Below are 13,588 nucleotides of genomic sequence, written 5' to 3'. Positions count from 1 at the left end.
GCCGGTCAGGCATTTCACAGCTACAATGCGCGCCTCAACCGTGACAAGCCTGACTAAAAAAACTATGTCCTTGCCCAAGCACCACCTTGAATTGCTCAGCCCTGCCCGCGATGTCGCCATCGCGCGCGAGGCGATCCTGCATGGCGCCGACGCCGTGTACATCGGCGGCCCGAGCTTCGGCGCGCGCCATAACGCCTGTAACGACGTGAGCGATATCGCGCAACTGGTGGAATTCGCCCGCCGTTACCACGCCCGCGTGTTCACCACGATCAACACCATCCTGCATGACAACGAACTGGAACCGGCGCGCAAGCTGATCCATCAGCTCTACGACGCCGGCGTCGATGCGTTGATCGTGCAAGACCTGGGCGTGATGGAGCTGGATATTCCGCCCATCGAGCTGCACGCCAGCACCCAGACCGATATCCGTACCCTGGGCCGTGCCAAGTTTCTCGACCAGGCCGGTTTCTCACAGTTGGTATTGGCCCGTGAGCTGAACCTGCAAGAGATCCGCGCCATTGCCGACGAAACCGATGCCGCCATCGAGTTCTTCATCCACGGCGCCCTGTGCGTGGCGTTCTCCGGGCAGTGCAACATCTCCCACGCGCAGAACGGCCGCAGCGCCAACCGTGGCGACTGCTCCCAGGCCTGTCGCCTGCCGTATACGCTCAAAGACGATCAGGGCCGCGTCGTGGCCTTTGAAAAGCACCTGCTGTCGATGAAAGACAACAACCAGAGCGCCAACATCCGCGCACTGGTTGAAGCCGGCGTGCGTTCGTTCAAGATCGAAGGCCGCTACAAGGACATGGGTTATGTGAAGAACATCACTGCCTATTACCGCCAGCGCCTGGATGACGTGCTTGAAGACCGCCCGGACCTGGCGCGCGCGTCCAGCGGCCGTACCGCGCATTTCTTCCTGCCCGACCCGGAAAAGACCTTCCACCGGGGCAGCACCGACTATTTCGTCACTGACCGCAAGGTCGACATCGGCGCCTTCGACACCCCGACCTTCACCGGCCTGCCGGTGGGTGTGGTGGAAAAAGCCGGCAAGCGTGACCTGCAAGTGGTCACCCATGAGCCGCTGTCCAATGGCGACGGCCTGAATGTGCTGGTCAAGCGCGAAGTGGTGGGTTTCCGCGCCAACATCGCCGAGCCTAAAGGCGAGTTCGAGGAAGACGGTGAGAAGCGCTACCGCTACCGCGTCGAGCCGAATGAAATGCCGGCCGGCCTGCATCAGCTGCGCCCGAATCACCCGTTGAACCGCAACCTCGACCACAACTGGCAACAGGCGCTGCTCAAGACCTCATCCGAGCGCCGTATCGGCCTGACCTGGGCCGCACGTCTGCGCGAAGCACAGCTGGAAGTCACCGCCACCAGCGAAGAAGGTATCAGCGCCAGCGTCACCCTGCCCGGCCCGTTCGGCGTGGCCAACAAACCGGAACAGGCGCTGGACACCCTGCGCGACCTGCTCGGCCAACTGGGCACCACCGAATACCACGCGACCGACATCCAGCTGGATGCACCGCAAGCGTTCTTCATCCCTAACTCGCAGCTCAAGGCCTTGCGCCGTGAAGTGATCGAAGCGCTGACCGCCGCGCGCGTGGCTGCGCACCCAAGGGGTGGCCGCAAGGCGGAAACAACGCCACCGCCGGTGTACCCGGACGCGCACCTGTCGTTCCTCGCCAACGTCTACAACCAGAAAGCCCGCGACTTCTACCACCGCCATGGGGTGAAGCTGATCGACGCCGCCTTCGAAGCCCACGAAGAAACCGGCGAAGTACCGGTGATGATCACCAAGCACTGCCTGCGCTTCTCGTTCAACCTCTGCCCTAAACAGGCCAAGGGGGTGACGGGCGTGAAGACCAAGGTGGCGCCGATGCAATTGATCCATGGCGATGAAGTGCTGACCCTGAAGTTCGACTGCAAACCCTGCGAGATGCACGTGGTGGGCAAGATCAAGGGGCATATCCTTGGCTTGCCACAGCCGGGCAGTGCGGTGGAGCACTTCAACCCGGAAAACATTATTTTCCAGGGCACGCACTGACCCTTTGCACGCGGGGCCACCACCAGCCCCGCTGCAACCCCGCAGCCGCCACTAGAATCGCAGCCACACCCAGCCATTGCAGCCAGCCCAGGCGATGCCCGAAGGCGATCCAATCGACGAAGATCGCCGCAATCGGGTAGATAAACGACAGTGCGCCGGTCAGGGCTGTCGGCAGTTTCTGGATCGCGCCGTACAACAACACATACATCACGCCGGTGTGCACCACGCCGAGTGTCACCAGTGCGCCCCACGCGCTGGTCGTAGCCGGCAAGCTGTTCCAAGGCACCAGCGGCGCCAGTAGCAACGCGCCGGTGGTTACCTGGATCAACGCCATCAAATGGGGCGGCACTGCTTTCAAGCGTTTGATGATCAGCGCGGCAATCGCGTACAGCAACGCCGCGCCCAGTGCCAAGACGATGCCGGTCAGGTAATCGTCGCCAGTTGGTTGTTCACCATGAGCGCTGACAATCGCCAACATGCCCAGGAATGCCACGCTCAGCCAGGCGAGTTTCTGCACAGTGATTTTCTCGCCCAGAAACACGGCCGCCAGTATCACCAGCATGAACGGCTGCACGTTGTACACCGCCGTGCTGATGGCAATCGACGCGCGGGAATAGGATTCGAACAGCAGCAACCAGTTGCCGACAATCGCCACGCCACTGAGCATCGCCAGGCTGAGCTTGGCCCAGCTGATCAGGTCCAGGCGCAGATAACCGAGCAGCGCGCACACCAGCAACAGCGTCAGCCCGCCGATCACACAGCGCCAGAACACCACTTCGATCACCGACACGCCGGAGACCAGGACAAACCAGCCAATGGTGCCCGAGATCAGCATGGCGGCGACCATTTCCCACGACCCGCGACGGATGGATGTATCCATGATTGAGGCTCCTCAAGTGAGGCTCAATTATGGCAATCTGCCTGGTAACGGCTCCAGCGACTAAAATAGGCAATATGCCTGGCTTGCCTTTACTTATTAGGCGGAAACCATGATTGACACCATCGACCAGCAACTGATCGCCGCTTTGATGGACGACTCGCGCCTGTCGCTTAAAGCCCTGGCGGGGATTACCGGCTTGTCTTCGCCGAGCGTCGGTGAACGCCTGCGCCGTCTCGAAGAACGCGGCGTGCTGACCCACTACACCGTCGACATCGACCCCAGGCACTTCGGCTACCTGCTGCAGGCCATCGTGCGCATCCGCCCCTTGCCCGGCAAACTGCATGAGGTGGAGCGGCAGATCCAGGCGATTCCCGAGTTCACCGAGTGTGACAAGGTGACCGGGGATGATTGCTTCATTGCGCGATTGCATGTGCGCACCATGGATCATCTGGACAGCCTGTTGGATCGGATTAACGCCTATGCCGAGACCAACACCGCCATCGTCAAGAAAACCCCCGTCAAGCGACGGTTGCCACCGCTGTCCGGTCCTTGAGTCATCGAGTGAAGACGACCGGTTTATAAGAAATCCGCTGCAGTACGACTTTTGGCACTCCATTTTGACTAGTCATACTGATTTGAATGTAGGAGCCGTCAGCTTTTTCCACGCGTTGAACCTTTTGCGTGAAGAGGCCCTGCATTTTTCCAGTCGCGATGGTTTCGACATCCTGATCGGACAAGTCGGGGAATGATTGTTTAATTTGCTGAATCAGTTTTTGGCGGATCTGGTCCAAGTTGGTGGATCCATAATTGACAGTCACTGTCCCTTCAAAGGCCTTTACCGGTTTGCCCACCGCCTTCTGAAATTCGCGGCCGAAAGAACTTTCTCCGCCATCAGCTGAGTAACAGATCAATAATCGAACGCTGTCAAATTTTGGGTCTGCCGGATCGACGCCTTTAGCTTTCAGGTATTTGACGAACTCAGCCGCGGTGTATTCTTTTCCGTCAATGACGGCCTTGGAAGGTCTTCCCAGCGTCTTGTCGAAAAAGCCGCGTTCTACCCCGTGTGCGACGATATTCAGGCGGGTTCCTTGTTTATAAGTATCCGTATACGTATGAACCTCTCCGCCCATCACATTGAGGTCATTCATGGGGCCGCCCATTTGCACCACATATTCATTTTCCGGCATTGACGATACCGTTTTTTCGCCTGCTGGTTTTTCCTCAATCTGTGATTGAGTCGGTGCAGGGTGTTTCTCGGACGTGTGCGGCGTCATGTTTTTCCGTGCCGGACTGTCAGGTTTCAGGGCTAACGCATCCGCCAGGTCACGTGTTTCCTGATCGCTCAACGGCTCATTTCTGATGGCCTTGGCCAAAAGACCACCCAACATTCGGGCCTGTCCGTAAAACGGCACAAATCCTTGTGCGAAATCTCCTGCACCGTTCAAGACACCGTCCATGGTCGCTTTGTCCAGGCCAAATACCTTGCCGATCTGATTGTTTTTATTCAAATCGAGTAAAAGTGCGCTAAAGGGATTGTCCAGATACCGTTCCACGGTATCGGCCGCCGATTTGCTGATACCCAAGGCATTCAACGCTTCACCGATGCCCTCAAAAGGATGCTCAAGATGGGTCAGAATCGATTCAAACAAGCCTCGTAAATCATCAGCGCCGACGTTCTTGCTGATTTCACGCTCCAACGCGATCTCATATTCCTTTTGAGTCATTGGCGTGAGCGGGCGACTGCTGTTGATACCGTTCTGGAGAAAGTAGTAGTTCCCTTTATTGCCCGCTCCCAAGAGGTTGCCGTAAGCATCGTACTCAAACAGTACTTTTTCTCCGTCGGGGCGCAGCCCTGAATACAATGTCCGGCCTGTTTCCGTTTCTTTGACTTGTTCAATTTGAGTCAAACCATTCACCGGTGCCGGAGGACTATTTATTTCTCTGTCCATCCGCTCAAAGATATTCCCCTGTACATGCGCGTAAGGTCCAACGATGGCATTGATATCATCGTTGCCATATTGCTTCATGACGTCCTTGACCCGATGGGCACGAGCCGGCCCTGCACCTTCGGTAAAGTGAGCGGTAAATGTTTCCAATCGGTCGGCGTCTGTAGCCACCCCCTTGAGCCACTTGTTCATCTGTTCTTTGTTATCAAACGGAATGAATGAGTTGCCCGCTTGCTGCGGCATGAATAGCACTATGTTTGGCCGGTTCGGCTCAACAGGTACCCGCTCTATGACAATCATGTCCTTGGACTGAATACCGTCTATCGCAAACGTCTTGACCTGGACTTTCGGCAAACCGGTTTTCCCGGGCATCAATACGGCATCGACCAACTTCTCGGTTTCAACATTGAGCGTACCGCTCTTTATGTCTCTCGCCTTGGCGTCTCTGAACTTGTCCTCTGTGGTCTTCAGCGTGTAGTCGGAAGACTCCGGCTCCCATCTCGTTTTTTCACTCGTTGGCGTTGTCGAATAGGGGGGGGTTGAAGCGGAGATCGAAGCGCTTTGCAGGGTTGTCATATCAGCGAATATTCCAGTATCTACGAAGGGGCCTTTTCCAGGCCGCGCAGTGATTTGACCGCGTGGCTTGTAATCTCCTGCGTGGCCGCTCCGTAGGAATTTGTTCCAACTCGACGTGTGACTGGTTATTGCGATAAACGGCGCCTACTCGCGCAGCATTTTCGCCGCTGCAAGCAAACCCTGGAACTGTCGATAACGTATCCCTAACACCGCTTGCTGCATGGCGTCCGGCAAATACCTCGCCTTCACCGGCATCCCCGCCTGCAATAACCCATTCCCCTGCCCGATCGACAAGAAGCCCAGCTTCGCCGCACCGATACACGCGCTCAATTCGCTGCCGTGCAAGGTGAAGATGTCCCGTTGCAGGATATTGGCCAGCAATTGCGCCCAGTATTCACTGCGCGCCCCGCCGCCCACCAACGCGCAGGCACCCACGTCGGCCCCCGCTGATTGCACTGCGCGCAACGCATCCCGCAGCCCGAACCCCACGCCTTCCATCACCGCATAACCGAGCATCGCCGGTGTACAGTCATGGCCCAGGCCCATGAAACCACCGCGCAGCAGCGGGTCGTTATGCGGCGTGCGTTCACCGGCCAGGTACGGTAGGAACAACGGCGTACTAAGTGGCACTGCCTGTTCGATCGGCAGTTGCGCCTGCACCTGGTCCAGCAAGGTTTGCTCATCCGCCGTGCCCGTGAGCCGCGTGACCCAACGCAGGCAACTGGCGCCGGCGAGCATGGCGCCCATGGTGTACCAGCGATCAGGCAGCGCATGGCAGAAGCTGTGCACGGCACTCGCAGGATTACCGGCAGCGTGATCGGTAATCGCGACAATCGCAGCGCTGGTGCCGAGGGTGATGAAGCCATCGCCGGCATTGATCGCCCCGATCCCCACGGCCGCCACCGGGTTGTCACCACCGCCGCCGGCAATCACCACCGAGGGCGCCAAGCCCAGGCCTTGCGCCGTCAGCACGCCACTCGCAGTGCCACCTTCCACCAGCCGAGGCATCTGCTCCAGCGAGAGTCCCGTGGCCCGCAGCATCGGCGCGAACCACTCACGTTGCGCCACATCCAGCCACAACGTCCCCGCTGCATCGGACATCTCGCTGATGCGCTCGCCACTCAAGCGCAAACGCAGGTAATCCTTGGGCGACAGTACGCAATCAATGGCCTTGAACACCTCGGGCTCATGGCGTTGCAGCCACAGCAGTTTCGGCGCCGTCAGCCCGGCCATGGGCAGGCTGCCAGTGATGTTGGCAAACGCAGGACCCAACTCTTCGGCCTCGGCGATGGCACGGGAGTCGTCCCACAGGATCGCCGGGTACAACACGCGGTTGTCCGTGCCCAGCAACACCGCGCCGTGCATCTGCCCGGACAGGCCGATACAGGCCACGCGGGCAAATCCAGGATGCCCGCGCAATTCGGCCAGCGCCTGCAGGCACGCTTGCCACCAATCTTCCGGCGCCTGCTCGGACCAGCCGCTGTGGCGCCGCGACACACTCAAGCGCACGCCGGCATGGGCCAGCACCGTACCGTCAAGGTCCATGAGGATGGCCTTGAGTTCCGAGGTGCCGAGGTCGATGCCGAGGGAAACGGGACTGCTCATAAGGGGGTCATTCCAATCCATTACAGCCACATGAATTACGCCATTGCAGAGTCGGCGCCAGGCGCACACTGTGGGCGGGTGCGTCGGGCGACGCCATGCGCTGCAACAACAGGTTCACTGCCTGCGTGCCCAGTGCCTGGACCGGCTGCGCGATCAGGGTCAGGCGCGGCACGAAAAAATCCGCCCAGTCAAAATCATCAAAACCCACCAGGGCCATCTGCGCCGGTACGTCGATCTGCGCCTCACGCAGGGCCTGCATCGCGCCGAGGGTCATCAGGTTATTGCCGGCCATGATCGCCGTGGGTGGCGCCGCCAGGCCCAGCAACTGCACGGTCGCCTGGCGCGCCGGAGCGGTATTGGAGCCGCCGTTGACCAGCAACTGCGGATCGAACGCCAGCCCCGCGCCGTGCAGCGCCGCGCGATATCCGGCAACCCGCTCATCGGTGGTGCTGAACCCCTCACGCCCGGCGATAAAGCCGATGCGCCGGTGCCCGTGTTCAATCAAGTGCGTAACCAAGGCTTGGGTGGACTGCGTGTTCTCCACCCCGACCTGGTCGAATTGCTCGCTCATCATGCGGTCCACCAACACCGCCGGGATCTGGTTGTCCCGTAGGTACTCCAGGGCCTTGGAACCGTTGGAGGGCGCCAGCACTATGCCGTCGACCCGTCGATGATGCAGCGCCGTGACCACCCGTAGCTCCTGCTCCGGGTCGTCATGGGTGTCGACAAACAGCATCATGTAGCCGTGCTTGGCGCACTCGTTTTCAATGGCGTGCACGGTTTCGCTGAAGTAATGGTTGGACAGCGCCGAAATCGCCACGCCAATCGTGCTGGTGCTTGACCGTGCCAGCGAACGCGCCAGGGTGTTGGGGATGTAGCCCAACGCCTGGATCGCTTGCTGCACCGCGTGCACCGTTGCCGGGCTGACCTTGCGGGTGCCGTTCAACACATGGGACACCGTCGACGTCGACACCCCCGCCCTGCTTGCCACGTCATCCATGGTGACCACGGCGCTGTTCCTCTCAATGAATCAATGTTTGCTCGACCAACCGCTGTACGTTGCGACGTTGTCACGGGTGATCAGTTTTGGCGTGAGCAGGGTAACCGCTTCGGCCGGGGCTTTGTCATTGAGAATGTCGTTGCCCACGTTGACGGCGGTCTGCGCCATGGCCCATGGGTCCTGGCTGGCCGATGCCTGGATCTGCGTGTCGGTCTTCAGCGCGTTCTCGATATCCGGCGCACCGTCCACCGAAGTGATGATGATGCCGCTGCGCTTGAGCTGCTTGGCCGCCAGGTCGCTGCCGATGGCTTGCGGGTCATTGATCGCGAACAGGCCGTCGATTTTCGGGAAGCGCGTGAGGTAACCCTGCATCACGTTCAGGCCGCCTTCGCGGGAGCCTTTGCCGTCCTGGTCATCGGACAGCACCTTGATCTCCGGTGCGCCGGCCAGTGCGGCCTTGCAGCCTTTGACCCGGTCGGTCACGGCGGTGACCTGCGGGCCGTTCTGGATGATCACGTTGCCCTTGCCGGAGAGCTTGTCCACCAGATACTGGCAGGCCAGCTTGCCGGCTTCGACGTTGTCGGTCTGCACCGTGGCGTTGACGCCCTTGGCGTCCACATCCACCGCCACCACGACGATGCCAGCGTCGCGGGCTTTCTTGATCGCCGAGGCCATGGCGGACGGGTCGACGGCGTTGATCAGGATCAGGTCGACCTTGGACGAGATGAAGTTATCGATCTGCGAGAACTGCTTGCTCAGGTCATAGTCGGCCGACACCGAGGTGACCTTGACGTTGGGGTTCAGCTCCTTGGCGCGGGCGGTAGCGCCATCGGCCAGGGTCACGAAATACGGGTTGCCCAGCGAGCCCATGCTGATGCCGAGGGCCTTCAACTCACGGGCTTCGACGGCTTGGGACATCAGGGCAGCCAAGGCAATGACCGGAAAGATACGTTTGAGGTTCATGCGGGTCTCTCTTGTGATTGTTGTGGGAGTGAATTCAGGTCCGTGCACCGGACTGGCGATAACGATCCAGCGCTACCGCGCCGATGATCACGATGCCCTTGATGATGTACTGCCAGATGTCCGAGACGCCCAGCAGCACCAGGCCGTTGGTGAGGACCGCAATGATCAGCGCGCCGATCAGCGTGCCGCCGATGGTGCCGACACCACCGGTAAAGCTGGTGCCGCCGAGGATCACCGCGGCAATCGCATCCAGCTCGTAGGATTGCCCCAGTTGCAGGCCATTGGCGGCGAACAGGCGCGACGCGCTCATCACCGCGCCCAGCCCGGCCAACGCGCCGGACATGGCGTAGACGAACAGCAGCACCTTCCACACCTTGATCCCCGACAACCGCGCAGCTTCCGGGTTGCCACCCACCGAGTAGATCTGCACGCCCATCACGGTGCGGCGCAGGATGAACCACGACAACGCCACCACTGCCACGGCGATCACCACCAGCCAGGGCACACCGAGGATCGAGTCGTTGCCGATAAAGGCAAACGGCAGGTCCGGGTTGAACACGGTCTTGTCGTCCGCCAACAGGCGCGCCAGACCGCGCATGGCTGTGAGTGCACCGAGGGTGACGATAAACGGCGGCAGGCGCATAAAGGCGATCAGCCCGCCGTTGACCAGGCCCAGCAACAGGCCAAAGCCGATACCGGCGGCAATCCCGAACATGCCGAACTGCGGCGACATCGACGCTTGCAACGCGACCACCGCCGACGCCGCGAGGATCGCGCCCACCGACAGGTCGATGCCCGCCGTGAGGATCACAAAGGTCATGCCCGCCGCCAGCACCACGTTCACCGACGCCTGCTGGGTGATGATCGACAGGTTCTGTACCGTCAGGAAGTTCTCGCTGGCCAGGGCAAAGCCCACCAGCAGCAGGATCAGCACCGGCAACATGCCGACCGTGCGCATCAGCTCGCGCGCGCGCTGTGCCTTACCGGTTGTTGCGATATTCAATTCAGCCATGGGCCACCACCTGATCGCCACCGGTGGCGAGGTCAATAATACGTTCCTGGGAAATAGCGTCGCCGGAGGCGCCGCCGACTTCTGCGACCAACTGGCCTTCACGCATGATCAGCACGCGGTCGCAAGTGCCGATGATTTCCGGCAGCTCGCTGGAGATCACCACGATGCCGACCCCTGCCTGGGCCAATTGGTTGATGATGCGGTAGATCTCGGACTTGGAGCCGATGTCGACGCCACGGGTGGGTTCGTCGAGGATCAACACATGGGGCTTGACCTCCAGCAGCCGTGCCAAAAGCACCTTCTGTTGGTTGCCACCGGACAACGCACCGACATTGACCTTGCCCGAGGCCACGCGAATCGACAGTGACTTGATCGCCTGCGTGGCGCGCTGCGCGGCATGGGCGCGATCGAGTACCCCGCCGGCATGGGCATCCGGCACGCAGGCGCAGACATTGATGTTGTCCGCCACGCTCATGTCCAGGAACAGGCCCTGGGCCTTGCGGTCTTCGGTAAGGTAGACGACACCGGCACGGATCGCATCCGCCGGGGTGCGCAGTTGGGTGACGGTCTTGCCGACCACCTCCAGGGTTCCCGAGGTGCGTGGGTCGGCGCCGAAGATCAGCCGCGCCAGTTCGGTGCGCCCTGCCCCGACCAGGCCGGCGATGCCCAGCACTTCACCGGCATGCAGGTCGAAACTGCACGAGCGCACGCGCTTGCCATCGGCCATGTCGCGCACGCGCATCACCACGTTGCCGGGGTTATAGGCGGCGTGTTCCTTCTTGTAGAACCCTGACAGGTCGCGACCCACCATCATCTTCACCAGCACTTCGGCCGACAGCGCCTCGCGGGTCAGTTCGCCGATGTACTGGCCGTCGCGCAGCACCGAGACGCGGTCCGACAGCTCGTAGATCTCGGCCATGCGGTGGCTGATATAGATGATCGCCAGGCCCTGGCTGCGCAGTTGTTTGATCAGCGCAAACAGGCGGTCGGTCTCACGGGAGGACAGCGGCGTGGTCGGTTCGTCCATCACCAGGATCTTGGCGTGGGCATGCAAGGCGCGGGCGATTTCCACCAATTGGCGCTCGGCAATCGACAGGCTGCTGACCCGTGTGGCCGGGGTGAACTCGGCGCCCAGGCGTTGCAGCACTTCGCTGCAACCGGCCTGCATGCCATTGCGGTCAATGGTCCAGCCACGCCGCAGTTCACGGCCCAGGTAGATGTTCTCGGCCACGCTCAGGTTGGGGCACAGGCTCAGTTCCTGGTAGATCACGGCGATGCCGAGGGCTTTGGCGGTGGCGGGGTCGAATGTGGGGACGGGCTGGCCGGCAATGCGGATTTCACCGCCGGGGTCGGCCTGGTAGGCGCCGGAGAGGATCTTCATCAGCGTCGATTTGCCGGCGCCGTTCTCCCCCATCAAGGCGTGGATTTCGCCGGGGTAGACCTTCAGGCCGACATTCTTGAGCACGCGCAAACCGTTGAAGGTTTTGCTGATGCCCTGCATTTCGAGCAAGGGTTCAAGGCTCATGGATGAGCTCCTGGTTTTATTATTTTTGTCGTCAGTGGGCCGACTCTAATGTAGAAACATTTCTTTACGCAAGCGCTTGCGCTGCTCATTTATCGATAGATGAAACGTTTCATCAGTCGTTAATCCGAAAAGCAGCTAATTGGACCCGATGATATTCATTTGAAGTGGGATAGCTGGTAGCCCGCCATCAAAACGCCACAATCTCTGCTATTGTCCAATGACCTCATCTCCTCCTCGTCGCCCCCCAGCGATCTTCTGTGAGCATGCTCTGCGCCATTGTCGTTCGATGATGGCGGGCCTGAACGTCACGGAACGCCAACGCGATGGACACACCGTTACCCGAACAACCGCAATCGCGGGCTGAAAAGATCGTCGAGTTCAAGCGGCAGAAAACCCTGCTCAAGACCGGCGCCCTGCAAGACGCAATCTTCAACAGCGCGTACTTCTCCAGCATCGCCACCGACGAGAAGGGCGTGATCCAGATCTTCAATGTCGGCGCCGAACGCATGCTCGGCTATGCCGCCGCCGATGTGGTCAATCGCATCACGCCGGCCGATATTTCCGACCCTATCGAGCTGATCACCCGCGCCGCCGCCCTCAGCCTGGAGCTGGACACGCCGATCACGCCGGGCTTCGAAGCGCTGGTGTTCAAGGCCTCGCGGGGTATCGAAGACATCTACGAACTGACCTACATCCGTAAGGACGGCAGTCGCCTGTCGGCCATGGTCTCGGTGACCGCGCTGCGCAATCGGTATGACACCATCATCGGCTACCTGCTGATCGGCACCGACAACACCGCACGCAAGCAGGAAGAAGCCGAGCGCAAAGGCTTCGAGCGGGCACTGGAAGAAAAGAACCTGGAGCTGGAGCACGCCAGCCACATGAAGTCCGAATTCCTCGCGACCATGTCCCATGAGCTGCGCACACCATTGAACGCGGTGATCGGCTTTTCCGAAGCGCTCAAGGACGGCCTGGTCGGCGACATGAGCGAGACTCAGCGCGAATACATCGGCGACATTTTCACCAGCGGCCAGCACTTGTTGTCGTTGATCAACGACATTCTCGACCTGTCCAAGGTCGAGGCCGGCATGATGGAGCTGGAACTGGAAAACGCAGAACTGGCGGGGCTGTTGGCCAATAGCCTGCTGATCGTGCGGGAAAAGGCCGCGTTGCAGCGTATCCAATTGAAGCTGGAATATCCCGAGGACCTCGGCCTTCTACAGCTGGACCTGCGCAAGACCAAACAGATCGTCTACAACCTGCTGGCCAACGCCGTGAAGTTCAGCGCCCACGGCAGCTCCGTGACGTTGACCGTGCGCCAGGTGCCCCGCGCACAGGTCGGGCAGATTCCCGGCGACTGGCCGGTGTACCGCTTTGCCTTGCCCGACGGCGCTGATCAACCCTTCCTCGAACTCAGTGTCAGCGACACCGGCATCGGGATTGCCGAGGTGGACATGGACAAGCTGTTCAAGGCGTTCAGCCAGATCGACAGCAGCCTGGCGCGCAAATTCGAAGGCACCGGCCTGGGGCTGGCGATGGTCAAGCGGCTGACCGACCTGCATGGCGGCAGTGTCGCCGTGGCCAGCCGTGAAGGCTGCGGGGCGCGGTTCGTCGCCTGGCTGCCGCTGCACCGCGCCCCGGAGGCTGCATGGCCCACATCCTGATCGTTGAAGACAATGAAGCCAATATGCGCCTGGCGCGCCTGTTACTGGTCAATGCCGGTCACACCGTGCTGTGGGCTGCGGATGCGGAGACCGGCCTGACCCTGGCCCGCGAACAGCAACCGGCGCTGATCCTGATGGACATCCAGTTGCCCGGCATGGACGGCCTGGCTGCCACCGCGCTGCTCAAGCGCGACCCGCTCACGGCCCACATCCCGGTGATCGCCCTGACTGCAATGGCGATGAAAGAAGATCGCGAAAAGACCCGGCTCGCCGGTTGCGACGCCTACATCATCAAGCCGCTGCGTTACAAAGAGCTGTACCAGGTGATCGACACCTTGCTGCAACAGCACACCCGCCCTCTCACATGAGTCCT

At 60.6% G+C, this 13,588-nt stretch carries 11 protein-coding genes; 4 read left to right on the top strand and 7 right to left on the bottom strand.

Annotation, left to right across the window (positions count from 1 at the left end; genetic code table 11):
- The first annotated feature begins 64 nt into the window (after positions 1-64).
- Positions 65-2,044, top strand: coding sequence for a peptidase U32 family protein (locus BLR69_RS05905; protein WP_071495638.1), 1,980 nt, complete (start codon positions 65-67; stop codon positions 2,042-2,044).
- Here the strand turns inward: BLR69_RS05905 and BLR69_RS05900 are convergent.
- A complete protein-coding gene (locus BLR69_RS05900) occupies positions 2,022-2,924 on the bottom strand; it encodes a DMT family transporter (RefSeq protein WP_071495639.1) in 903 nt (300 codons plus the stop codon). The two genes, BLR69_RS05905 and BLR69_RS05900, sit on opposite strands and share 23 nt — an antisense overlap.
- A gap of 109 nt (positions 2,925-3,033) precedes the next feature.
- Between BLR69_RS05900 and BLR69_RS05895 the strand changes: the two genes are divergently transcribed.
- Positions 3,034-3,477, top strand: coding sequence for an Lrp/AsnC family transcriptional regulator (locus BLR69_RS05895; protein ID WP_071495640.1), 444 nt, complete (start codon positions 3,034-3,036; stop codon positions 3,475-3,477).
- A 1-nt stretch (position 3,478) separates the two neighbouring features.
- On the opposite strand, the gene BLR69_RS05890 is transcribed toward BLR69_RS05895, so the two are convergent.
- The 6 genes from BLR69_RS05890 to BLR69_RS05865 form a co-directional block, all read right to left on the bottom strand.
- The gene (locus BLR69_RS05890; protein WP_071495641.1) at positions 3,479-5,446 is read right to left on the bottom strand and encodes a dermonecrotic toxin domain-containing protein; all 1,968 of its coding nucleotides are present in this window, start codon (positions 5,444-5,446) and stop codon (positions 3,479-3,481) included.
- 144 nt (positions 5,447-5,590) lie between these two features.
- Positions 5,591-7,051: a xylulokinase gene (xylB, locus tag BLR69_RS05885; RefSeq protein ID WP_071495642.1), complete on the bottom strand. Its 1,461-nt coding sequence runs from the start codon at positions 7,049-7,051 to the stop codon at positions 5,591-5,593.
- A gap of 7 nt (positions 7,052-7,058) precedes the next feature.
- Positions 7,059-8,060, bottom strand: a complete 1,002-nt coding sequence (locus tag BLR69_RS05880; RefSeq protein ID WP_071495643.1) for a LacI family DNA-binding transcriptional regulator — start codon at positions 8,058-8,060, stop codon at positions 7,059-7,061.
- 21 nt (positions 8,061-8,081) lie between these two features.
- The gene (locus tag BLR69_RS05875; protein ID WP_071495644.1) at positions 8,082-9,014 is read right to left on the bottom strand and encodes an ABC transporter substrate-binding protein; all 933 of its coding nucleotides are present in this window, start codon (positions 9,012-9,014) and stop codon (positions 8,082-8,084) included.
- 34 nt (positions 9,015-9,048) lie between these two features.
- Positions 9,049-10,026 carry an ABC transporter permease subunit gene (locus BLR69_RS05870; RefSeq protein ID WP_071495645.1) on the bottom strand — a complete coding sequence of 326 codons (978 nt, stop codon included), beginning with the start codon at positions 10,024-10,026 and terminating at the stop codon, positions 9,049-9,051.
- Entirely contained in the window at positions 10,019-11,551 is a 1,533-nt protein-coding gene (locus BLR69_RS05865) for a sugar ABC transporter ATP-binding protein (protein ID WP_071495646.1), read from the bottom strand. Before BLR69_RS05865 ends, BLR69_RS05870 begins: the two co-directional genes overlap by 8 nt.
- Before the next feature lie 323 nt (positions 11,552-11,874).
- Here BLR69_RS05865 and BLR69_RS05860 point away from each other — a divergent pair, with 323 nt between their 5' ends.
- Positions 11,875-13,215, top strand: a complete 1,341-nt coding sequence (locus BLR69_RS05860) for a sensor histidine kinase (RefSeq protein ID WP_071495647.1) — start codon at positions 11,875-11,877, stop codon at positions 13,213-13,215.
- Positions 13,200-13,583 (top strand): response regulator, encoded by a 384-nt coding sequence (locus tag BLR69_RS05855; RefSeq protein ID WP_071495648.1) that lies wholly within the window; start codon positions 13,200-13,202, stop codon positions 13,581-13,583. Before BLR69_RS05860 ends, BLR69_RS05855 begins: the two co-directional genes overlap by 16 nt.
- The last annotated feature ends 5 nt before the right edge of the window (positions 13,584-13,588 follow it).

Origin of the sequence: Pseudomonas azotoformans, assembly GCF_900103345.1 — a bacterium.
Lineage (GTDB): Bacteria > Pseudomonadota > Gammaproteobacteria > Pseudomonadales > Pseudomonadaceae > Aquipseudomonas > Aquipseudomonas azotoformans.
The sequence above is the reverse complement of the archived record's forward strand: the minus strand, read 5'-3'. Positions and strand labels throughout refer to the sequence as shown.

Bases quoted from the DNA above. Each gene is read 5' to 3' on its own strand.
- BLR69_RS05905 (WP_071495638.1), top strand. From the start codon at position 65: ATGTCCTTGCCCAAGCACCACCTTGAATTGCTCAGCCCTGCCCGCGAT.
- BLR69_RS05890 (WP_071495641.1), bottom strand. From the start codon at position 5,446: ATGACAACCCTGCAAAGCGCTTCGATCTCCGCTTCAACCCCCCCCTAT.
- BLR69_RS05900 (WP_071495639.1), bottom strand. From the start codon at position 2,924: ATGGATACATCCATCCGTCGCGGGTCGTGGGAAATGGTCGCCGCCATG.
- xylB (WP_071495642.1), bottom strand. From the start codon at position 7,051: ATGAGCAGTCCCGTTTCCCTCGGCATCGACCTCGGCACCTCGGAACTC.
- BLR69_RS05875 (WP_071495644.1), bottom strand. From the start codon at position 9,014: ATGAACCTCAAACGTATCTTTCCGGTCATTGCCTTGGCTGCCCTGATG.
- BLR69_RS05855 (WP_071495648.1), top strand. From the start codon at position 13,200: ATGGCCCACATCCTGATCGTTGAAGACAATGAAGCCAATATGCGCCTG.
- BLR69_RS05860 (WP_071495647.1), top strand. From the start codon at position 11,875: ATGGACACACCGTTACCCGAACAACCGCAATCGCGGGCTGAAAAGATC.
- BLR69_RS05895 (WP_071495640.1), top strand. From the start codon at position 3,034: ATGATTGACACCATCGACCAGCAACTGATCGCCGCTTTGATGGACGAC.
- BLR69_RS05865 (WP_071495646.1), bottom strand. From the start codon at position 11,551: ATGAGCCTTGAACCCTTGCTCGAAATGCAGGGCATCAGCAAAACCTTC.
- BLR69_RS05870 (WP_071495645.1), bottom strand. From the start codon at position 10,026: ATGGCTGAATTGAATATCGCAACAACCGGTAAGGCACAGCGCGCGCGC.